This is a genomic window from Bacteroides sp. 43_46, assembly GCF_001915455.1.
Classification (GTDB): Bacteria; Bacteroidota; Bacteroidia; order Bacteroidales; family Bacteroidaceae; genus Bacteroides; species Bacteroides caccae.
Genome location: NZ_MNQN01000143.1, coordinates 111,313 through 134,802, shown reverse-complemented (window position 1 = coordinate 134,802; position 23,490 = coordinate 111,313). Strand labels below are relative to the sequence as shown.

Here is a 23,490-nt window from a genome sequence, read left to right as displayed (position 1 = left end):
ACTAAAATTATAACTTAAAAATTAAATAGAGATATGAACGCATTTGATCAATATGAAGTATGGTTCGTAACAGGAGCACAGCTTTTGTACGGAGGTGACGCAGTAATCGCAGTAGACGCACATTCTAACGAAATGGTAAATGGATTGAATGAATCCGGTAAACTACCTGTAAAAGTAGTGTATAAAGGAACAGCCAATTCTTCTAAAGAAGTGGAGACTGTTTTCAAAGCAGCCAATAATGATGAAAAATGTATTGGTGTCATCACATGGATGCATACTTTCTCTCCGGCAAAAATGTGGATTCACGGTTTGCAACAGTTGAAGAAACCGTTGATGCACCTGCATACTCAGTTCAATAAGGAGATCCCCTGGGACACAATGGATATGGACTTCATGAACTTGAACCAATCGGCTCACGGTGACCGCGAATTCGGCCATATCTGCACCCGTATGCGTATCCGCCGTAAAGTGGTGGTAGGTTACTGGAAAGACGAAAACACGCTGCACAAGATCGCTGTCTGGATGCGTGTATGTGCAGGCTGGGCAGATTCACAGGACATGCTGATTATCCGTTTCGGCGACCAGATGAATAATGTGGCTGTAACCGACGGAGACAAGGTAGAAGCCGAGCAACGTATGGGTTATCACGTAGACTATTGTCCGGTAAGCGAACTAATGGAATACCACAAAGAAATCAAAGCCGCTGATGTGGATGCATTGGTAGCGACGTATTTCAAGGAATACGATCATGAATCTTCTCTGGAAGACAAATCGACGGAAGCTTATCAGAAAGTATGGAACGCCGCAAAAGCAGAATTAGCTCTCCGCGCTATCCTGAAAGCTAAAGGGGCCAAAGGCTTCACTACCAACTTTGACGACTTGGGCGACCTGGAACATAATGGTTTCGACCAAATCCCGGGACTGGCTTCTCAACGCCTTATGGCAGAAGGTTATGGATTCGGCGCTGAAGGTGACTGGAAATCGGCTGCTCTTTATCGTACCGTATGGGTGATGAATCAGGGACTTCCGAAGGGATGTTCTTTCCTCGAAGACTATACATTGAATTTCGACGGTGCTCAAAGTTCTATCCTGCAATCGCACATGTTGGAAGTTTGTCCGCTCATCGCAGCCAACAGACCGCGTCTGGAAGTACACTTCCTCGGCATAGGTATCCGCAAGAGCCAGACTGCCCGCCTTGTATTCACCTCAAAAGTAGGTACAGGATGTACTGCTACCGTAGTGGATCTGGGCAACCGTTTCCGCCTGATTGTAAACGATGTGGAATGCATCGAACCGAAACCGCTTCCTAAATTACCGGTTGCTTCCGCACTTTGGATTCCGATGCCCGACTTTGAAGTAGGTGCAGGTGCATGGATTCTCGCCGGTGGAACTCACCACTCTTGCTTCTCTTACGACCTGACAGCCGAATATTGGGAAGATTATGCTGAGATCGCAGGGATTGAAATGGTACATATCAACAAAGATACCACAATCAGCTTCTTCAAGAAAGAACTGCGCATGAATGAGGTTTATTATATGTTGAATAAAGCACTTTGCTAAACCTTAAATAGTGATTTCGACATGAAATTAGATGCTAAATCAACAATAGAAACAGGCAAAGCCATTCTGGGTATAGAGCTCGGTTCAACACGAATCAAAGCAGTTCTGATAGACCGGAAAAACAAGCCTATTGCCCAAGGCAGCCACACTTGGGAAAATCAGTTAGTCGACGGGCTTTGGACGTACAGTATTGAATCCATTTGGTCCGGATTGCAAGATTGCTACGCTGACCTTCGTTCGAATGTGAAGAAGTTATATGACGGCATAGAAATCGAGAGTCTGGCGGCTATCGGCGTCAGTGCCATGATGCATGGTTATATGCCATTCAACGAGAAAGAGGAAATTCTCGTGCCTTTCCGTACTTGGAGAAACACCAATACAGGCCGGGCGGCAGCAGAACTATCGGAGCTATTTGTCTATAACATCCCTCTGAGGTGGAGCATTTCCCACTTGTACCAAGCTATCCTGAACAACGAAACGCATGTCAAAGACATCAAATTCCTGACAACCCTTGCAGGTTATGTACATTGGCAAATAACAGGTGAAAAAGTATTGGGCATAGGAGATGCATCGGGAATGCTCCCCATAGACCCGGCTACCAACAACTATTCTGCTGAAATGGTGGAGAAGTTCGACAATCTGATTGCTCCTAAAGAATATAACTGGAAACTTGAGGATATTTTGCCCAAAGTACTGTCGGCAGGCGAAAACGCCGGTGTCCTTACACCGGAAGGCAGCAGAAAGCTCGACGTATCCGGCCATTTGAAGGCAGGAATACCGGTCTGTCCGCCGGAAGGAGATGCCGGTACCGGCATGGTTGCAACCAATGCAGTCAAGCAGCGTACCGGAAACGTATCGGCAGGTACTTCCTCATTTTCCATGATTGTATTGGAGAAAGAGTTGTCAAAACCCTACGAAATGATCGACATGGTTACAACTCCTGACGGAAGCCTCGTAGCCATGGTACACTGCAACAACTGTACATCCGACCTCAACGCATGGGTCAACCTGTTCAAAGAATATCAGGAACTCCTGGGTATCCCCGTAAATATGGATGAGATTTACAGCAAGCTCTACAATATTGCCCTCACAGGTGATACTGACTGCGGAGGTCTCCTCTCATACAATTACATTTCAGGAGAACCTGTAACGGGACTTGCCGAGGGAAGACCATTGTTTATACGTTCGGCAAATGATAAGTTCAGCCTGGCAAACTTTATGCGGACTCATTTATATGCCTCGGTCGGAGTTCTCAAGATTGGCAACGATATCCTGTTCAACGATGAAAAAGTCAAAGTAGACAGAATTACAGGACACGGAGGACTATTCAGAACAAAGGGAGTAGGCCAAAGAATACTTGCGGCAGCTATCAATTCACCGATTTCAGTCATGGAAACAGCCGGTGAAGGCGGCGCCTGGGGTATTGCCCTATTGGGTTCTTACCTTGTGAACAATGATAAGAAACAATCCCTTGCCGATTTTCTGGATGAAAATGTATTTGCCGGCGACGCGGGTATCGAGGTATCACCTACGCCCGAAGATGTAGCCGGCTTTAACGCATACATCGAAAGCTACAAGGCAGGATTGCCTATTGAGGAAGCAGCCGTCAGATTCAAATAAAATTTTCTGCCAAAGTCAAACAAGTTTGCAAAACGCCCGCTAATTGTGCGGGCTGATTTTGCAAGCTTGTTAAATCGATGCTAAAAGTTAGCGGGCATTTTACAGGCTCGTTATATCGACGCTAAAAATCATTATTACTCTAACTATTATGAAAGCCACCTCGCTCATACTCGCATTTATCTTATCCACCTCACTGGCTAAAGCACAAAACGCTCCACAGGTATCTTACTTCCCTCTACAGAATGTGAAACTATTGGATAGTCCGTTTCTGCAAGCCCAACAGACTGATTTACATTATATACTTGCTTTAAACCCCGACCGCCTGCTCGCCCCTTTCCTTCGTGAAGCAGGACTAACGCCTAAAGCCCCAAGCTATACCAACTGGGAAAATACCGGATTGGACGGACATATCGGCGGACATTATATTTCTGCCTTGTCCATGATGTATGCCGCCACCGGAGATACTGCTGTTTACAATCGCCTCAACTATATGTTGGATGAGTTACACCGTGCACAACAAGCTGTCGGCACAGGATTTATCGGAGGAACTCCGGGAAGTCTCCAACTCTGGAAAGAAATTAAAACAGGCAATATCCGTGCCGGAGGTTTCGACCTTAACGGCAAATGGGTGCCTCTTTATAATATACACAAAACTTATGCCGGATTGCGTGATGCCTATCTCTACGCAGGTAGCGAACTCGCCCGCCAAATGCTGATTGACTTCACCGACTGGATGATTGACATCACTTCCGGTCTCAGCGACGAACAAATGCAAGATATGCTTCGCAGCGAACATGGAGGATTGAATGAGACTTTTGCAGATGTAGCAGAGATTACAGGCGATAAGAAATATCTGGAACTGGCCCGCCGATTTTCACACAAAATCATTCTTGACCCGCTTATCAAAGATGAAGACCGACTGACAGGTATGCACGCCAATACGCAAATACCGAAAGTTATCGGATATAAACGGGTAGCCGAACTTTCACAAAATGATAAAGATTGGAATCATGCAGCCGAATGGGATCACGCCGCCCGCTTCTTCTGGAATACGGTTGTCAATCACCGTTCCGTATGTATCGGAGGAAACAGTGTACGCGAGCATTTCCACCCGACAGATAACTTCACATCCATGCTCAATGATGTGCAAGGACCGGAAACCTGTAATACTTACAATATGCTCCGGCTGACTAAAATGCTTTATCAGAACTCCCAAAATCCATATAATGCGAATGAACCGGACCCCAATTACGTGAACTACTACGAACGTGCACTCTATAACCATATCTTAGCGTCACAAGAACCGGACAATGGCGGATTTGTTTATTTCACCCCCATGCGTCCCGGACATTACCGGGTTTACTCACAGCCGGAAACCTCGATGTGGTGTTGCGTAGGTTCAGGACTGGAAAATCACACCAAGTATGGTGAGTTTATTTATGCACATCAGAAAGACACGTTATATGTCAACCTCTTTATTCCGTCACAGCTGACCTGGAAAGAACAGGGGCTCACTTTGACACAAGAAACCCGTTTTCCCGATGACGGAAAAGTAACGTTACGAATTGATGAAGCCCCTAAAAAGCAACAAACTTTAGCAATACGCATGCCGGAATGGGCTAACCAATCCAAAAGTTATTATGTCAAAATCAATGGGAAAAGGAAGGTTATTATCACGGGAAAAGGAAGTCACTATCTTCATTTCTCCCGCAAATGGAAAAAAGGAGATGTAGTTACTTTCAACTTGCCGATGAGAGTCAGCGTGGAACAGATCCCCGACAAGAAAGACTATTATGCCTTCTCATACGGTCCTATCGTCCTTGCAGCTTCCACAGGCACCGAACATCTTGACGGTTTATATGCAGACGACAGCCGTGGCGGACACATTGCTCATGGCAAACAAATACCTTTGCAGGAAGTACCGGCGTTGATCGGAACTCCCGATTCAATCCGTAATTCTATCCATAAGAACAACGGAGACCGGTTATCATTCAGCTTCAACGGAAACGTTTATCCGGCACAAAACAAGCCTTTGGAACTTGTCCCATTCTTCCGTTTACACAATACCCGTTATGCTGTCTACTTCCGCCAGGCAAGCGAAGAACAGTTCAAAGCTATTCAGAAAGAAATGGCAATGGCTGAACAAAAAGCCACCGAACTGGCTAATCAGACGATTGACCTGATTTTCCCGGGAGAACAGCAACCGGAGTCCGATCATAGCATCCAATATGAGCAAGCAGAAACCGGAACTGATAACGACCGTCATTTCCGCCGTGCCAAAGGTTGGTTCAGCTATCATCTGAAAGTAAAGAAAGAAGCCGGCCGCCTGATGATTACAATACGGAAAAACGATCGTAACAAAGTTACCATTCTACTGAATAATGAGAAGTTAACAGTTCATCCTGCTATCAGCGAAACAGACAAGGACGGTTTTATCACTCTCTCCTATCTGTTGCCCCGAAAACTAAGTACAGGTAGCTGCCCGATACGCTTTGTCCCCGACGGAACCGAGTGGACACCTGCTATTTACGAAATACGGTTACTCAACTAAATCGCTCTTCCGATCGACCTGGAATGCGAAAAGGTAAATGTACGCGACAACCGCACAGGAAATCACGGTTAATCCGGGAAATATAAAAGCAAAAAAGCAGTCGGCGAAATCCTTACTTCGGCAAATCTGACTGATCACAATTCTTTTGAAAATCCTAATATTGTAAAACCGGCACCCTTCAAAGAGGTAAAAATCAATAAAGGCACAATGAAGGTGAAACTTCCTGCTAAATCTATTGTTACATTAGAGTTACAGTAATTTAAGGGCAAATACTTATTGTACCACAAACAAAAAGACTGTTGAATTGGTAATAAAAAAGATAGCACTTTAGGATTGTTAAATCCACATAAAGAGTTATCTTTGCCAACAATCTGACAGAAATCAATTAAATTTTAATGATATGAACGATAATAAACTTATGAATCGTGCAGCGGATAACATCCGTATTCTCGCTGCTTCAATGGTTGAAAAAGCCAATTCCGGTCATCCGGGTGGTGCCATGGGTGGTGCTGACTTTATAAATGTACTCTTTTCTGAGTTTCTAGTATACGATCCTGAAAATCCCCGCTGGGAAGGACGTGACCGTTTCTTTCTCGATCCGGGTCACATGTCTCCCATGCTCTATTCCACATTGGCATTGACAGGTAAATTCACATTGGATGAATTGAAAGAATTCCGTCAATGGGGAAGCCCTACTCCGGGACATCCTGAAGTAGACATCATGCGCGGTATAGAAAATACTTCCGGTCCGTTGGGGCAGGGACACACCTTCGCAGTAGGTGCCGCTATTGCTGCCAAATTCCTCAAAGCCCGGTTCAACGAGGTGATGAACCAGACAATCTATGCTTACATCTCCGACGGTGGTATCCAAGAAGAAATTTCTCAAGGTGCCGGACGCATTGCCGGTGCACTGGGTCTAGACAATCTGATTATGTTCTATGACTCCAACGACATCCAGCTTTCTACCGAAACGAAAGATGTGACCGTTGAAGACACTGCCATGAAATATGAAGCATGGGGCTGGAACGTACTTAGCATCAACGGTAACGATCCTGACGAAATCCGTGCCGCTATCAAAGAAGCACAGGCTGAAAAAGAACGTCCGACGCTGATTATCGGTAAGACTGTAATGGGTAAAGGTGCACGTAAGGCAGACGGCAGCAGCTACGAAGCCAACTGTGCTACTCACGGTGCTCCGCTCGGTGGCGACGCTTATGTAAATACAATCAAGAACCTGAATGGTGATCCGGCCAACCCGTTCGTCATTTTCCCGGAAGTAGCCGAACTGTATGCCAAACGTGCAGAAGAACTGAAGAAAATCGTAGCAGAAAGATATGCAGTAAAAGCCGAATGGGCAAAAGCAAATCCAGAACTGGCCTGCAAACTGGAAGCTTTCTTCTCCGGAAAAGCTCCGAAAGTAGACTGGTCTGTTATCGAACAAAAAGCAGGTGGCGCAACCCGCGCAGCCTCTGCAACTGTATTGGGAGCACTTGCTACACAAGTAGAAAACATGATTGTAGCTTCTGCCGACCTTTCCAACTCCGACAAGACGGACGGTTTCCTGAAGAAAACACATTCTTTCAAGAAAGGTGATTTCAGTGGGGCATTCTTCCAAGCCGGTGTATCCGAATTGTCAATGGCTTGTATCTGTATCGGTATGTCACTTCATGGGGGTGTTATCGCTGCTTGCGGTACCTTCTTCGTATTCTCCGATTACATGAAACCTGCCGTACGTATGGCTGCCCTGATGGAACAACCGGTGAAATTCATCTGGACACACGATGCATTCCGTGTGGGTGAAGACGGTCCTACTCACGAACCGGTAGAACAGGAAGTACAGATCCGTTTAATGGAAAAACTGAAAAACCATAAGGGACACAATTCTATGTTGGTACTCCGTCCGGCAGATGTAGAAGAAACCACAATCGCATGGAAACTGGCTATGGAAAATATGTCTACTCCGACAGGATTGATTTTCTCTCGTCAGAACATCGCTAATCTTCCGGCTGGAACTGATTACGAACAAGCCACCAAGGGTGCTTATATCGTAGCTGGTTCAGATGAGAACCCGGACGTTATCCTGGTAGCTTCCGGTTCGGAAGTTGCTACACTGGTGGCCGGCACTGAATTACTTCGCAAAGACGGTATAAAGGTACGTATCGTATCTGCTCCTTCCGAAGGGTTGTTCCGTAGCCAGCCTAAAGAATATCAGGAATCAATCCTTCCGTCAGAAGCTAAAATCTTCGGTCTGACTGCCGGTTTGCCTGTCACTCTTCAAGGTCTGGTAGGTTGCCACGGTAAGGTTTGGGGATTGGAATCTTTCGGTTTCTCCGCTCCTTATAAAGTATTGGATGAGAAACTTGGATTTACTGCTGAAAACGTATATAACCAAGTAAAAGCAATGCTCTAATGAAAACAATCGGATTAGCATGCGACCACGCCGGTTTTGAACTGAAAGAATATGTTCGCGGTTGGCTGGAAGCAAAAGGCTGGGCTTACAAAGACTTCGGAACAAACTCTACCGCAAGTGTAGACTATCCGGACTATGCTCATCCGCTGGCCCTTGCAGTAGAATCGGGTGAATGTTATCCCGGTATCGCTATCTGCGGCAGTGGAAACGGAATCAATATGACGCTGAACAAACATCAGGGAGTTCGTGCCGCACTCTGCTGGAATGCAGAAATAGCGCACCTCGCCCGTCAGCACAATGACGCCAATATCCTGGTAATGCCGGGTCGCTTCATCAGTACTGAAGAGGCGGACATGATTCTGACAGAGTTCTTCTCCACACAGTTTGAAGGGGGACGCCACCAGAACCGTATAAATAAGATTCCAATAAAATAAGCCTGAAAAGACTTACAAAATAAGGCAGCTATTATTATTCGGGGGATCACCTCAAATAAAATAGCTGCCTCTATTTTTTTTGAGTAATCCAAGCGTATATCCGGGAAATATGTATTCAATATTTACCACTTAAATGTCCCAAAAACATTCATTTGTTTTTTCGCTTTCATAATCCATTGAAAATAGTTTATCCTTCATACACAAACTTTTTTTAAGTTTATAATAAAAACATTCATCGTTTATTATAAACGGGTATAGAGTTTATTATAAACTTTCAAAAGGCATTGCAGTAGCTTATATTAGAATTTACACAACAAAAAAGGCTGCAAAACCTGTAATAGATTGCAGCCTTAAGCCTTTGAAGGGATTAGTTATACCCTAAATTCCAGAAGTATCACCTAGGACATCTGTTGTAATATTACACTTTATTATAATTAAATATAGACGCTTATATGGATTACTTTCTTTCATTTTCAAATTTTAATTTATAGTTTTACTGCACGTAACTTCTACAAATATACAACATAAAAATGCGTTTGTCAAGTCCTTTTCATTACTGACTGCATACTTGATGTAGAAAAAGAAACGCTTAGCGTACAAAAACACAGTTTTTTCTATCAGTATCACTTGATAAATCCGAGGATAAACTGATAGCAAAAGTAACCGCAGACAACAAACTTCAACAAAGTGCCCAGTATAAATCCGATTAATGAGCCTACTCCTGATTTGAGTGCTTGCGAGAACTCTTTATTGCCAAGCAATTCACCAATCACTGCTCCCAGAAACGGACCGAGAATAACACCCCAAGGCAAGAAAAGAAGTCCGACAAGGGTCCCGATTATGCATCCCCAATTTCCCCATTTACTACCACCACTATACTTACTGCCAAGCATCGGAGTAAAGTAGTCCAACACCTGCACCACGGCTACAATCAACAGCCAGATTATCAACTGTGTCGGAGTATAGTGTACCTTATCTGTAAAATGAAGAAATACCAGTCCCAAATATGCTATGGGAGGACCGGGGAGGAACGGAAGCACACAGCCGGCCAACCCGGCTATCATGCAGAGGGCGCTTACTATAATCAGAATAACATCCAGCATAACCTATCTTATTTAATATATGCACAAAAATACGGTATCTTTCAATATATACAAGGACATATCAAAACTTTATATCATCCTTACCTCTTCACTTTCTTCCGTACCTTTGTAATCTACTGTGACCTACAACCACCCCAAACGTGAAATACAGGTCAATCAAACCACTTTTAATTATTTATTCATCTAATATGCAATAAACTCAAAACGTTGCAAATTTCCGTCCACGTTTGCCCCATTTACATAAATAAAAACTATCTTTGCGTTTCAGAATCCCGAAAGACGAAAGAAATGGAGCAAATAGACAACCTAAAAGAGCTTATCAATCAAGGGGACGTGGACACAGCGATTGAGCAATTGGACCAGCTTCTCCAAGACACTTCTGTCGAAAAAGAGAAAGATACTCTTTACTATTTACGGGGAAATGCCTACCGGAAAAAAGGAGATTGGAAACAGGCACTGGATAATTACCAGTTTGCCATTGATATCAATCCGGAAGGTCCTGCCGTTCAGGCAAGAAAAATGGTAATAGATATCCTCAACTTCTACCACAAGGATATGTTCAATCAATAAAAGATATGTTTAATCAGTAATCGAACTCAAAGATAACGTAATAAATAAAGATTATGGCAAAAATCAAAGGAGCAATCGTAGTCGACACGGAGCGTTGCAAAGGATGCAACCTGTGCGTAGTGGCGTGTCCGCTCGATGTAATCGCCCTCAACAAAGAGGTCAATATGAAAGGCTATAACTATGCCTGGCAAGTGAAAGAAGATACCTGCAACGGATGTAGCTCGTGTGCAACGGTTTGTCCGGACGGATGTATATCTGTGTATAAAGTAAAAGTAGAATAAAAGAAAAGAATATGGCAGAAGAAGTTGTATTAATGAAAGGAAACGAAGCTATCGCCCATGCAGCTATCCGTTGCGGTGCGGACGGTTACTTCGGTTATCCTATTACTCCCCAATCGGAAGTGTTGGAAACGCTTGCCGAACTGAAACCGTGGGAAACAACCGGCATGGTAGTACTCCAGGCGGAAAGTGAAGTGGCAGCTATCAATATGGTATATGGAGGCGCAGGTAGCGGAAAAATGGTGCTGACGTCTTCTTCAAGTCCCGGTGTAAGTCTGAAACAGGAAGGAATCTCCTACATCGCAGGTGCCGAACTTCCTTGTCTGATTGTCAACGTAATGCGTGGCGGTCCCGGACTGGGTACTATCCAGCCGAGTCAGGCAGATTATTTCCAGACAGTAAAAGGCGGTGGCCACGGTGATTACAAATTGATTGCTCTTGCTCCGGCGTCCGTACAGGAAATGGCGGATTTCGTTGCGTTGGGATTCGAACTGGCATTCAAATACCGTAACCCAGCTATCATCCTCGCTGACGGTGTGATCGGACAAATGATGGAAAAAGTGGTTCTTCCGGCGCAGAAACCACGCCGTACGGAAGAAGAAGTGATAGCACAATGCCCATGGGCTGCTACCGGAAAAGCTAAAGGCCGTAAGCCGAACATTATCACTTCTCTGGAACTGAAACCGGAGGCTATGGAAATAAACAATCTCCGTTTCCAGGCTAAATACCGTGAAATTGAAAAGAACGAAGTACGCTTCGAAGAAATAAACTGCGAAGATGCAGAATATCTGATTATTGCTTTCGGTTCAATGGCACGTATCGGTCAAAAAGCCATGGAGCTGGCACGCGAAAAAGGTATCAAAGTAGGTATCCTTCGTCCTATCACATTATGGCCGTTCCCGACAAAAGCAATTGCTGCTTACGCTGACAAAGTGAAGGGTATGCTTGTTACAGAACTGAATGCCGGACAAATGATTGAAGATGTCCGCCTGGCTGTGAACGGTAAAGTAAAGGTAGAACATTTCGGACGTCTCGGCGGTATTGTTCCCGACCCGGACGAGATTGTAACTGCTTTGGAAGAAAAAATAATCAAATAACGAAACGATGAATCCTGATAAAATAAGAAACGTACTGAACATCCTTTTTATGATATTGGCTCTTGCGGCTATTATCACCTACTTTGTTGTAGGAAAGGAAGACTTTAAAATGTTTATCTACGTATGCGGCGCGGCAATCTTTGTCAAGCTAATGGAGTTTTTTATACGGTTCACCAACAGATAAGGAGAAGAAGTTATGACTAAAGAAGAAATAATCAAACCCGAGAATCTGGTTTACAAGAAACCGACTCTGATGAACGATAATGCCATGCACTACTGCCCGGGTTGCAGTCACGGCGTGGTACACAAGCTCATAGCCGAAGTGATAGAGGAAATGGGCATGGAAGATAAAACGGTGGGAATCTCTCCGGTAGGATGTGCAGTTTTCGCCTACAATTATCTGGACATTGACTGGCAGGAAGCAGCACACGGACGTGCGCCTGCTGTGGCAACTGCCGTGAAACGCCTATGGCCGGATCGTCTCGTTTTCACATACCAGGGTGACGGTGACTTGGCTTGTATCGGTACAGCCGAAACGATCCACGCATTGAACCGTGGCGAGAATATCACGATTATCTTTATCAACAATGCAATCTACGGTATGACCGGCGGACAAATGGCGCCGACTACACTGGTGGGAATGAAAAGTTCCACTTGTCCTTACGGACGTGACGTCGAGCTCCACGGTTATCCGCTGAAAATCACCGAAATCGCTGCCCAACTGGAAGGAACAGCTTACGTAACCCGCCAGTCCGTACAATCCGTACCGGCGATTCGTAAGGCGAAGAAAGCGGTCCGTAAAGCATTCGAGAATTCAATGAGCGGTAAAGGTTCTAACTTAGTGGAAATCGTTTCTACTTGTAGCTCAGGCTGGAAGATGACTCCGGAGAAGGCTAACAAATGGATGGAAGAACATATGTTCGGTGATTTAAAAGATAAAGAATAACGCTAAAAGTCAACAGAACAATGAAAGAAGAAATAATTATAGCAGGATTCGGTGGACAAGGCGTATTGTCTATGGGTAAGATCCTGGCTTATTCGGGGCTAATGGAAGGCAAAGAAGTAAGCTGGATGCCGGCATACGGTCCCGAACAACGCGGTGGAACAGCCAACGTTACAGTAATTGTAAGCGACGACAAGGTTTCTTCACCCATTTTGAGTAAATATGATACTGCTATCATTCTGAACCAGCCTTCACTCGAAAAGTTTGAAAATAAGGTGAAGCCCGGTGGTATCCTGATTTATGACGGCTACGGAATTATCAACCCTCCTACCCGCAAGGATATCAAGGTATATCGTATCGATGCCATGGACGCAGCCAACGAGATGAATAACGCCAAAGCATTCAACATGATTGTACTTGGCGGTTTATTAAAACTCCGCCCGATTGTGACATTGGAAAATGTAATCAAGGGATTGAAGAAAACTCTTCCGGAACGCCATCACCACTTGATTCCGATGAACGAAGAAGCAATCAAGAAAGGTATGGAATTAATCCGTGAGGTTTAATTAACAGATAATGTGCAACATAATTTTCAATTATCCATTATCATTAAATCAATTAAAGTAAGTATCTTTGCCTCCAATTATGAGACGAATCTTACTATTATATATATTACTTTCCGTTGTAGGGCTGACAACTGTCCATGCGCAGTTTAATCCCGGTCGTCAACAAATCGACGAAAACGGATATGACCAATACGGTAACCAGGTAGACCCTGCAATGATTCCGGACAGACTGGATAGTGCAAACGTTGAAGTAAAGGGATTACCACCTACCTTATATATGTGGCGGATCAAAAACCAGTTGGGCGACCGGACGATAATCCCTGCCGACACCGCCTATCACCACTTTCAGAACACGAATCTCACGGAAGGAATCACCGGACATTACAATTATCTCGCCAATATGGGGTCGCCCCGTATGTCACGCATCTTCTTTGACCGCCGTTATCCGGAGCCGACCATTTTCATGGAACCTTTTTCCAGTTTCTTTGTCCGTCCCACAGAATTTAATTTTACGAACAGTAACGTTCCCTATACCAATCTGACGTATCATAAAGCCGGTAATAAGATAAATGGAGAAGAACGTTTCAAATCCTACTTCTCTGTAAACGTAAACAAGAAGTTGGCCTTCGGTTTCAACATTGATTATTTATACGGACGGGGATACTACAACAATCAGAATACTGCATACTTTAACGCTGCAGTTTTCGGCAGCTATATCGGAGACAGATATCAGGTGCAAGGAATATACAGTAACAACTATCTGAAGACTAATGAAAACGGAGGTATCACCGATGACAGATATATCACCGCTCCGGAGGAAATGGCCGAAGGACGAAGGGAATACGAATCAACCAACATTCCTACTGTATTGAGCGAAACAACCAACCGTAATCATGACTTTTATGTATTCCTGACTCAACGTTATAATCTAGGATTCAAACGTGACATTCCGCAGGCTGAAAACGACACGACTCCCGCCAAACAGGAGTTTGTACCGGTGACGAGTTTTATACACACCATTCAGGTAGAACGGGCACGCCATGGCTTCAATTCTTATGACGAAGTAGCGGACGGATATTATCAGAACACATATTTTGATAAGGACAATAAAGCGTTCGTAAGAGACAGTACTACTTATGTAGGAATCAAGAATACAATCGGCATCGCTTTACTGGAAGGTTTCAACAAATATGCAAAAGCCGGATTGACCGCATTCGCTTCTTACAAAATCAGTAAATATACGCTGATGAATAAGGACGGAGGACCATTACCCGACAAATACAATGAAAACGAGATATTCGTCGGAGGAGAGTTATCCAAACGGGAAGGGAATATTCTTCACTATCACGCAATCGGTGAAGTGGGACTTGCAGGAAAAGCAATCGGACAGTTCAATGTAAAAGGAGATATAGACCTGAATTTCCCGTTATGGAAAGATACCGTCAGCCTTATTGCCCGCGGTGAGGTCAGCAACCAGCTTGCACCTTTCTATATGCGTCATTACCATTCCAAACATTTCATGTGGGATAATGATATGGATAAGGAGTTCCGTACACGTATCGAAGGGGAACTAAGTATTGCACGCTGGAAAACCCGGCTAAGAGCGGGAGTAGAAAACATCAAGAACTATACGTATTTCAACCAACAGGCAACGCCCGAACAGAAAAGCGGAAGCCTTCAAGTATTATCGGCAAGCCTCAACCAGGACTTCAAGCTCGGGATCTTCCATTTAGATAATGAAGTAACCTGGCAGAAATCCAGTGACCAGACTGTGCTGCCCTTGCCCGATCTTTCTTTGTATCATAACTTTTATATGCAGTTTAAATTAGCAAAGAAAGTGCTTAGCGTGCAATTAGGTGCCGACGTGCGATATTTCACGAAATACAATGCACCCGCCTATATGCCGGCTATCCAAAATTTCTACCTGCAACCGGAAGAAGGCAAAGTTGAGATAGGCGGTTATCCGATTGTGAATGTCTATGCAAACCTGCATCTGAAACGTACACGTTTCTATGTGATGATGTATCACGTGAACCAAGGAATAAGCAGACCTGATTATTTTCTGTCTCCTCACTATCCTATCAATCCACGTGTCCTGAAATTCGGACTTTCATGGAATTTCTATGATTAACAAAACCTTTATGGCTTATGGAGACACGCCCGAAACTGAGACTATTCAGATATTTAGTGCCTGTTATCATTATATTGGCACTTATTTTCACTTTCCGATATTGCGGAAAACAAGAAAAACCCTTAGGGCATCCGCGTGATTATGCCGCCATTGCCAAAGAAGGAATACTACGTGTAGCTACCGAATACAACTCAATCAGTTTTTATGTGGACGGTGACACTATCTCCGGCTTCCATTATGAACTGATACAGGCCTTTGCCCGTGATAAAAGACTGAAAGCAGAAATCACCCCAGTCATGAGTTTCGAAGAACGGCTGAAAGGACTGAGTGAAGGGCGTTATGATGTTATTGCTTATGGAATATTGGCGACTAGCAAATTAAAAGATTCCCTGCTTCTCACCTCTCCCATTGTCCTCAACAAACAAGTCCTGGTTCAACGCAAAGAGAATGGAGAAAACGATTCACTCTATATCCGTAACCAACTGGATTTAGCCCGGCGGACACTTCATGTCGTAAAAGGTTCGCCTTCTATCTTGCGTATTCAGAACTTAGGAAATGAAATCGGAGACACCATTTACATAAAAGAAATAGAAAAATATGGCCCCGAACAATTGATTTCACTAGTAGCACACGGAGACATTGACTATGCAGTTTGTGACGAAAGCATTGCACGGGCAGTAGCGGATTCCTTGTCGCAGATTGATATCAATACGGCTATCAGCTTTACACAGTTCTACTCATGGGCAGTCAGCAAGCAATCCCCCGTTTTACTCGATAGTTTGAATACGTGGCTGGATAAGTTCCAAAAGAAATCAGAATATCAAAAGATTTATAAAAAATACTATAATCAATAAAGTTGCTCTTGACAAAAAATAGTTTTATCTTTGGGCTTTGTTAAAACAGACACAATAGGTATTACAATTATGAGTGAAAAGATAATTAAATGGGGATTCATCGGTTGCGGCGAAGTCACCAAAACGAAAAGTGGTCCTGCTTTCCAAAAAGTAGAACATTCGGAAGTCGTAGCTGTAATGAGTCGCGACGGTGCAAAGGCAAAAGCCTATGCCAAAGAAAGAGGTATCAAGAAATGGTATGACGACGCACAGGAACTGATAGACGATCCGGAAGTAAATGCTATATATATCGCCACTCCTCCTTCTTCTCATGCTACTTATGCTATTATGGCAATGAAAGCAGGTAAGCCTGCATACATTGAAAAGCCAATGGCACAGACATACGAAGAGTGTACCCGTATCAACCGTATTTCGCAAGAAACAGGCATTCCTTGTTTCGTTGCTTACTACCGACGTTATCTCCCGTACTTCCAAAAAGTAAAAGAGCTTGTAGAAAACGGTTCTATCGGTAACGTTATCAATGTACAGATACGTTTCGCACAGCCACCACGCGATCTGGACTATAACCGTGAAAATCTTCCCTGGCGTGTACAAGCGGACATTGCCGGAGGCGGTTACTTCTACGATCTTGCCCCGCATCAGATAGATTTATTGCAGGATATGTTCGGTTGCATTCTCGAAGCAAATGGTTACAAGAGCAACCGCGGAGGACTTTATCCCGCCGAAGATACCTTAAGTGCCTGTTTCCAGTTCGACAACGGATTGGTAGGTAGCGGCTCCTGGTGTTTCGTAGCGCACGACTCGGCCCGCGAGGATCGTATAGAAATCATCGGAGACAAAGGAATGATTTGTTTTTCTGTCTTCACCTACGAACCTATCGGACTGCATACCGAACGCGGACGCGAAGAAATCTGTATCGGTAACCCGGAACATGTACAACAGCCTCTTATCCAAGCGGTGGTAGACCATCTATTAGGTAAATCTATCTGTTCCTGCGACGGTGAAAGTGCCACACTGACCAACTGGGTTATGGACAAGATTCTCGGAAAGCTTTAAACGGATATTTCCTACCGTTTTATCAGTATTCAAGATCCCGAACTTTATCCGTTCTCTTTCGGCGTCTGCTGGTACTGGTAGAAAATTAAAGGAAATCGTTCCTTGGTATATTGTTAGTTTTTTCTATCTTTGTAGAAAGATGTTATTTCTGAAAAGAAGTAAATAGGATAAAACTAACAATATTTTTTATTGCCATGACTAAAGAAGAACTAATGCGGAAAGCAATAGAGCTTTCAAAAGAAAATGTCGAAAATGGTGGAGGCCCTTTCGGTGCTGTTATCGCCACCAAAGATGGAGTGATTATCGCTACCGGTGTAAACCGCGTCACAACGTCTTGTGATCCTACTGCACATGCCGAAGTTAGTGCAATACGTGCCGCAGCCGCCAAACTGGGAACATTTGATCTTAGCGGATATGAGATATACACCTCCTGCGAACCTTGTCCCATGTGCTTGGGTGCTATTTATTGGGCACGACTGGACAAGATGTACTACGGTAACAACAAAACCGACGCCAAAAATATCGGTTTTGACGATTCTTTTATCTACGACGAACTGGAACTGAAACCAGAAGACAGAAAACTTCCCTCCGAAATTTTACTACCCAATGAAGCTATTACCGCCTTTGAGGCTTGGGCAGCCAAAGAGGATAAAATAGAATATTAGATTTCTCTTTTTTATTATTAACTAATTAACAACCCTGCAAATGAAAAGAAAAAACCTTCTAGTTTTTCTAACAGCAGCATGCCTGTTTGGTTGTCAACAACAAGACAACCTGCAAGACCCCAGTAAAGAAGCTATCGACTTCTCTACTTCTATCGACAACCAAAGCATCACTGACTTGCTTACTCGTAACAGTGCCGCTTTATCGCTTCCCGTAAAGAATAGCTTCTCAACTGGAGATGTAATCTCAATGTCAGTTTCCAATCAAGACTATCTTCCGTTTGCCCTAGGCGTAGATAGTCAGACATGGGACGAGATAGACACAGACGTTGAATCTGTTACATTCTATGCTCATTACCCCGAATTGACTGACGAAGCTGCTACCAGAGCATTGGGAAAACGTTACCGCAGTATAAAGGGAGGAAAAGAACATCTATTCGGAATAGCTCAAGCCATTCGCGGAACTAAAAACGTAGCCTTAAAGTTCAAACGAATGACTGTACCCGTCATCTTACTTGACGAGGACGGCAGACCGTATAACGGTAAAGCAAGTATCAAACTTCGTTTGAGAAACAGAGGTATTCAAGATCTTTTTAACGGAAAGGTTGAGTTGGACAAGAGCGCGGAAGCCGAGGATATCAATATCAAAAAGGTATCTGACGGAGAATTAACCAACTTAATCCCGCAAGAAACGATCAAAGCTGGAGAAGTAATTGGAGAAGTATCCATAGAGGGAGAAAAACAAGAAATCGTAGCAAATCAGGATGTTGAAGTAAGTGCCGGAAATGCAATTGTCATGAGGTTCGCCCGCAACCGTGTCATCTTTGACGGACACACTCCATTGCGTAGATAACGCAGACAAGTAAAAACGAACATAAATAAAAATCCCTGGAACTGCCGTAGACACTCAGCATTCCTGGGATTTTTCACACACAAAAGTTATTATTGAAATTGAAAACTGTTCTTAATTAGTTTAGAAGCGCATACCTACGGTTAATAGTACTTGACTACGTGTATTAGTTACTTTAGTGGCCGGAGGAGTTACCATAGTCCACTCACCTTGAGTTAACTCAAATTCATTATAAAATGGATAAAAGTTCTCTTTATATGTAGACAACTGATAAGCTAAATCTGCATAAAACATTTTTCCTCTATATCCTATTCCTAATGTATAATTACTCTGTGATCTCTTATTAGAAAAATCAGTATCAGTTATAAGAGAATTGGAAGGAATATATTTCACAGCCTCATCTCTAAATACAGCAGAACTATAATTATATCCTAAACGAAAAGCAAACTCTGGAATTACCTTATACTCAGCTCCAATACGGAATGTATGTTCACCTTTCAAACAGTTCTTTACTTCAGCATTCTCAAATTCCATATCCCCACCGCCATCATTACTTGAATACTTAAATTTCATTGTAGAATAATCTTCATATTCATATTCCGCACCTAATGCTAAAGAAGTTCCGACAGTATATCCTAAACTAACGTTATATTTCCATGGTGTTACCAATCGATAATCCCGCTTCATATCCCCTACATAATCATAGGTATCTACAATTATACGTTTTAATTCATCAGTTTTTGCATCTCTATAATCATTGGTTACTATTGCACTCGTAGAATATGTTAACTTATAGAAAGTTGGGGTATGCACTGCAAAACCTATACGAAATGGAGAATATTCAAATGGACGAAGGATTAATCCCATTTTTACATCAAACCCAGAACCTGAGATATTGTTATAACTTTCAAGAGAATAACCTTCTCCTCTTTTATATGATTCATCATACCCAGAATATTTATCATAATCCACATCATAGGCCCCAATGGTCAATCCTAAATATACACGATCATTTATATTAAAAGATACATTAAAATCATACTGATCAATTCCCCCCTTTTCTCTTGAATTAAAAACAGAAGAAGGCTCTACCGGCAGAAAAGGAACATATAAATCTGGTTCATTATCAATCCGATCTCTTTCTGTCAGACCTCCTTGATACCCCAAAGCCCCAAGCCATCCAGCATCAGGATCTGAGAATATCCTATTTGCATTATCAAAATCCAAGTGCTGCCTAGAATTATCCCAAACATATCGTTCTGCATCAGTTGCCTGTAAAGCCATAGAATTAGTTTGAGAAACATAATATGGAGATCCCGGATTACTAGGATTCTCAACTACTCCCATCATCCCCGACATCGACATATTTTTATAAAAAGATTTAGAACGCTTATAATTAAATCCAAAATTTACATAACGTAATGGAGTCTGATTACCTATTTTAGTAGCAAAAACAACTCCTATATTATCAAACGACCATCTATTCTTATCTATAGTTGATTTTTGACCTTCATATTTACTCTCCATTCCATAAGCTGAATAACTAAATGAAGTCATTACATCATTACTCCGATAGATACCAATACCAGCAGGATTTGTCCCCATTGTAGTTATATCTCCACCTAATGCCCCCATCGCACCACCCATTCCTACAAAACGAGCTGTACCATTCAAATCTTTATCTGCTATTTTGACACCATCATATACAGATTGTGCACTAACGGCTCCTATCACAAAAGATAAAGTATATATTACTGTTATAATCTTCTTCATAATCTAAATTAATCATATTAATACTATCTTCTAATTATCTTCTACTACTCCTACTAGAAGAACCGCCTCCTGAACGGGACGAACTACCGCCACCTGAATAACTACCGCCACTTGAACGAGAACTGCTACTGCTGGCTGGAGAATAACTTCTAGAAGATGAAGAAGAACGGTTACTATTATAGTTACTACGAGTGCTTTCCCTCGAATAAGTACGTGATGGAGAAGCAGAACTACCTCTATTATATGTCGAACTGGATCTTCTTGAAGAAGGAGAATATGTAGATGAACTACGAGCACTACTTCCGCGGGAACTATTATAAGAACTAGCACGAGTAGAGGTGCGAGTACTTGTCCCACTACTACGAGTACTACTTGGACGGGTATATGTACTTCTTCTTGAGGAGGATACATCTGAACGAGTAGATACTCCAGAACGTATGGATTCACTTCTTGAACCAACTACTCGCCCCGTTGAGACACGACCTCCAGAAGGTACGCTAGTAGTCCTACGTACTTGCGAACGACCATAATCTGAACGACGAGAAGTAGAAGAACTATATCTACTAGGAGCATATGAACGGCGACCCGTATAAGTGTTGCGTGCCCAATGGCTTCCACCACCCCAGCCCCAGCTAGGACCGCCGTGCCAATAGTGATGATGTCCCCAATAGCCACCACCATACCAACCACCCCAGTAGCCACCATACCAGCCGCCCCAGGAACCCGGGTAATATCCCCAAGAGTAGTAAGGACGATTCCAGCCCCAGCCATAATTCCAACCCCAGCCGTAAGAACCATAACGCCAATCCCACCAAAGCGGGTTACTGAACGTCGGGAATGCATAAGCATACATGCCGTCGGTATATACGTTCCAGTCCCAGGAATTCGGTCCGTAAACTACGTCCCAATATAACGGGCTGCTAATGCTAATAGCAAAACGCGGATTACGGAAACGGATGATACGTTCTGCGTACTCATAATCTTCCTGTGTACCGTCAAATTCGCCGGTCACCCATTCTCCATCCAAATCCGGATTAGATTTTTCTTTTATATATAAGGTATCATTGTCCATTACGAACTCATTATCACGTGCATCGTAACGGCGATTATATTCATCCACATCCCGTGTTTTTCCCTTACGGTCCTGAACAACTACGGTAGTACCCGGTGAAGTATAGATGTTGGTCACCTGTTGTTTCGTTTCCTTCTTAACCGGAGTTTCTTTCTTCTCCTGTTTATCTTTGGAAGGTACGAAGTAAAGGTCGTCATCAACGCTTTGTGCCAGCAAGCCTATCGGTAGGCACAAGGCAAATAGCAAGAAGTAAACAATCTTTTTCATATCATCTCGGTTTATGTAATTACTTAAACTTATTCACATTACAAAGATAAGGAAGAGATTTTTCGTCCGAAGGAGATTTTCCCCAAAGGATAATAGGGAAATCCCTATTTCTAACTATCTTAGTAGAAGATACATTGCACCTTGGCATAAAATTCAAGTAAACTTGATTTTCTATACTTGGTTTGTAGTATCTTTGCATATTATTTACCAGAAAATAAAACAACTATGAAGTATTTTGAGTTCACGTTCCATACAAGTCCTTGTACCGAAACAGTTAATGACGTACTAACTGCAGTGCTAGGCGAAGTGGGATTCGAGAGTTTTGTTGAATGCGAAGGCGGACTGACCGCATATATCCAACAATCGGTATGTGATGAAAACGCTATCAAAACTGTAATCGCCGAATTTCCTCTATCCGATACGGAAATCACCTACACATTTACCGAAGCAGAAGACAAGGACTGGAACGAGGAATGGGAAAAGAATTTCTTCCAACCGATTATTATTGGAGACCGCTGTGTAATCCACAGTACTTTTCACCAGAATGTACCCAAAGCGGAATATGACATCGTCATCAACCCACAAATGGCCTTCGGTACGGGACATCACGAAACGACAAGCCTCATCATCGAAGAATTACTGGACAACGAACTGAAAGATAAATCCTTGCTCGATATGGGTTGTGGGACTTCTATTTTAGCTATCCTGGCACGTATGCGGGGGGCACACCCCTGTACAGCCATCGACATCGATGAATGGTGTGTACGCAATTCTATCGAGAACATTGAACTGAATCATGTAGACGAAATCGACGTTTCACAAGGAGATGCTTCATCACTTACCGGAAAAGGGCCTTTTGACATTATCATCGCCAATATCAACCGGAATATATTATTGAATGACATGAAGCAGTACATTACCTGCATGCATCCAGGTTCAGAGCTTTATATGAGTGGATTCTATGTAGATGATATTGCTGTTATCCGTGAAGAAGCGGAAAAAAACGGACTGGCTTTTGTACATTACAAAGAGAAGAACCGTTGGGCAGAGGTAAAGTTTATTTATCAAGGCTAATCCCCTCCAACTGATTTTTCAGATAAAAACAATATCCCCATGTCCGGACATCACATATAACAAAATGGGAATGTCGGACATAGGGATGTCACATATAAAGAAATTTATGCGAACTCCTTCTTTACTTGCTCACACCATTCCTTGATTTTCTTCTTTGCCTGTTCAGACTGATTATCCAAATCAATCACCAATCCGCACCACTGATTACCTCGTAAGGCTCTGGAACGTTCGAAAGTATAACCTTCAGAAGAAGTGAAGCCGACTAATGTAGCCCCGTCTCCTTCAAAAACTTCCGCCAACAAGCCAATACCATCGGCAAAGTTTTCAGGATAGCGTATCTGATCTCCGAGACCGAAAATAGCAACCTTTTTTCCTTTCAGTTCCATTGTTCGAAGCTCCGGTAACAGTTCATCCCAATAAGTAGGCAGCTCACCGTCAAACCACGTGGAAGCTCCAACAATAAAACAATCGTAAGCTGTAAAATCATTCTGCCATGCCTGTTCAATCGCTACTACTTCTATCTTATCTTCTCCAAACTCTTTCTGAATCTTCTCCGCTACCCAGCTTGTTCTTTCAGCCTTAGTAGCATAAAATAAACCTATCTTTTTCATAATCTGTA

Annotated in this window: 20 protein-coding genes and 1 pseudogene; 17 read left to right on the top strand and 4 right to left on the bottom strand. The window is 43.1% G+C overall.

Annotation, left to right across the window (positions count from 1 at the left end):
• Window positions 1-33: 33 nt before the first annotated feature.
• The 6 genes and pseudogenes from araA to rpiB all read left to right on the top strand — a co-directional run bounded on the left by araA (window position 34) and on the right by rpiB (window position 8,575).
• Window positions 34-1,560 (top strand): L-arabinose isomerase, encoded by a 1,527-nt coding sequence (araA, locus tag BHV72_RS19205; RefSeq protein ID WP_122133950.1) that lies wholly within the window; start codon window positions 34-36, stop codon window positions 1,558-1,560.
• A gap of 21 nt (window positions 1,561-1,581) precedes the next feature.
• Window positions 1,582-3,180 carry a xylulokinase gene (locus BHV72_RS19200; RefSeq protein ID WP_122133949.1) on the top strand — a complete coding sequence of 533 codons (1,599 nt, stop codon included), beginning with the start codon at window positions 1,582-1,584 and terminating at the stop codon, window positions 3,178-3,180.
• Between the two features lie 148 nt (window positions 3,181-3,328).
• Window positions 3,329-5,731, top strand: coding sequence for a beta-L-arabinofuranosidase (locus tag BHV72_RS19195; protein ID WP_286857627.1), 2,403 nt, complete (start codon window positions 3,329-3,331; stop codon window positions 5,729-5,731).
• Between the two features lie 6 nt (window positions 5,732-5,737).
• Window positions 5,738-5,989 (top strand): annotated as a pseudogene (locus BHV72_RS19685) (alpha-L-arabinofuranosidase C-terminal domain-containing protein); the annotation flags it as partial.
• Window positions 5,990-6,131: 142 nt separating this feature from the next.
• Window positions 6,132-8,141, top strand: coding sequence for a transketolase family protein (locus tag BHV72_RS19185; RefSeq protein ID WP_005677861.1), 2,010 nt, complete (start codon window positions 6,132-6,134; stop codon window positions 8,139-8,141).
• Complete coding sequence (gene rpiB / locus BHV72_RS19180; RefSeq protein WP_005677860.1) at window positions 8,141-8,575, top strand: ribose 5-phosphate isomerase B; 435 nt, start codon at window positions 8,141-8,143, stop codon at window positions 8,573-8,575. Before BHV72_RS19185 ends, rpiB begins: the two co-directional genes overlap by 1 nt.
• 623 nt (window positions 8,576-9,198) lie before the next feature.
• Here rpiB and BHV72_RS19175 read toward each other — a convergent pair.
• Window positions 9,199-9,678 carry a DUF456 domain-containing protein gene (locus tag BHV72_RS19175; protein WP_005677859.1) on the bottom strand — a complete coding sequence of 160 codons (480 nt, stop codon included), beginning with the start codon at window positions 9,676-9,678 and terminating at the stop codon, window positions 9,199-9,201.
• Between the two features lie 288 nt (window positions 9,679-9,966).
• Between BHV72_RS19175 and BHV72_RS19170 the strand changes: the two genes are divergently transcribed.
• The 10 genes from BHV72_RS19170 (at window position 9,967) to BHV72_RS19125 (ending at window position 18,688) form a co-directional block, all read left to right on the top strand.
• Window positions 9,967-10,248, top strand: coding sequence for a tetratricopeptide repeat protein (locus tag BHV72_RS19170; protein ID WP_122133948.1), 282 nt, complete (start codon window positions 9,967-9,969; stop codon window positions 10,246-10,248).
• 53 nt (window positions 10,249-10,301) lie between these two features.
• Window positions 10,302-10,529, top strand: coding sequence for a 4Fe-4S dicluster domain-containing protein (locus BHV72_RS19165; RefSeq protein WP_004297419.1), 228 nt, complete (start codon window positions 10,302-10,304; stop codon window positions 10,527-10,529).
• 11 nt (window positions 10,530-10,540) lie between these two features.
• A complete protein-coding gene (locus tag BHV72_RS19160) occupies window positions 10,541-11,623 on the top strand; it encodes a 3-methyl-2-oxobutanoate dehydrogenase subunit VorB (RefSeq protein ID WP_005677854.1) in 1,083 nt (360 codons plus the stop codon).
• Window positions 11,624-11,819: 196 nt separating this feature from the next.
• Complete coding sequence (locus tag BHV72_RS19155; protein ID WP_286857544.1) at window positions 11,820-12,569, top strand: thiamine pyrophosphate-dependent enzyme; 750 nt, start codon at window positions 11,820-11,822, stop codon at window positions 12,567-12,569.
• A 20-nt stretch (window positions 12,570-12,589) separates the two neighbouring features.
• Entirely contained in the window at window positions 12,590-13,132 is a 543-nt protein-coding gene (locus tag BHV72_RS19150) for a 2-oxoacid:ferredoxin oxidoreductase subunit gamma family protein (RefSeq protein ID WP_005677849.1), read from the top strand.
• A gap of 79 nt (window positions 13,133-13,211) precedes the next feature.
• Window positions 13,212-15,263, top strand: a complete 2,052-nt coding sequence (locus BHV72_RS19145) for a putative porin (protein ID WP_122133947.1) — start codon at window positions 13,212-13,214, stop codon at window positions 15,261-15,263.
• A gap of 17 nt (window positions 15,264-15,280) precedes the next feature.
• Window positions 15,281-16,117, top strand: coding sequence for a transporter substrate-binding domain-containing protein (locus BHV72_RS19140; RefSeq protein WP_005677846.1), 837 nt, complete (start codon window positions 15,281-15,283; stop codon window positions 16,115-16,117).
• Between the two features lie 69 nt (window positions 16,118-16,186).
• Entirely contained in the window at window positions 16,187-17,173 is a 987-nt protein-coding gene (locus BHV72_RS19135; protein ID WP_005677845.1) for a Gfo/Idh/MocA family protein, read from the top strand.
• A 194-nt stretch (window positions 17,174-17,367) separates the two neighbouring features.
• The gene (locus BHV72_RS19130; RefSeq protein ID WP_122133946.1) at window positions 17,368-17,838 is read left to right on the top strand and encodes a nucleoside deaminase; all 471 of its coding nucleotides are present in this window, start codon (window positions 17,368-17,370) and stop codon (window positions 17,836-17,838) included.
• A gap of 40 nt (window positions 17,839-17,878) precedes the next feature.
• Window positions 17,879-18,688, top strand: coding sequence for a hypothetical protein (locus BHV72_RS19125; RefSeq protein ID WP_005677843.1), 810 nt, complete (start codon window positions 17,879-17,881; stop codon window positions 18,686-18,688).
• 120 nt (window positions 18,689-18,808) lie between these two features.
• On the opposite strand, the gene BHV72_RS19120 is transcribed toward BHV72_RS19125, so the two are convergent.
• Entirely contained in the window at window positions 18,809-20,458 is a 1,650-nt protein-coding gene (locus BHV72_RS19120) for an OmpP1/FadL family transporter (RefSeq protein WP_022043364.1), read from the bottom strand.
• Window positions 20,459-20,492: 34 nt separating this feature from the next.
• Window positions 20,493-21,797, bottom strand: a complete 1,305-nt coding sequence (locus BHV72_RS19115; protein WP_005677841.1) for a hypothetical protein — start codon at window positions 21,795-21,797, stop codon at window positions 20,493-20,495.
• Window positions 21,798-22,022: 225 nt separating this feature from the next.
• On the opposite strand from BHV72_RS19115, the gene prmA reads away from it, so the two are divergent.
• Window positions 22,023-22,871, top strand: coding sequence for a 50S ribosomal protein L11 methyltransferase (prmA, locus tag BHV72_RS19110; RefSeq protein WP_005677840.1), 849 nt, complete (start codon window positions 22,023-22,025; stop codon window positions 22,869-22,871).
• A 104-nt stretch (window positions 22,872-22,975) separates the two neighbouring features.
• Here the strand turns inward: prmA and BHV72_RS19105 are convergent, their stop codons facing one another.
• On the bottom strand, window positions 22,976-23,482 hold the full coding sequence (locus tag BHV72_RS19105) for a flavodoxin (protein ID WP_195414336.1): 507 nt from the start codon (window positions 23,480-23,482) through the stop codon (window positions 22,976-22,978).
• Window positions 23,483-23,490: the final 8 nt, after the last annotated feature.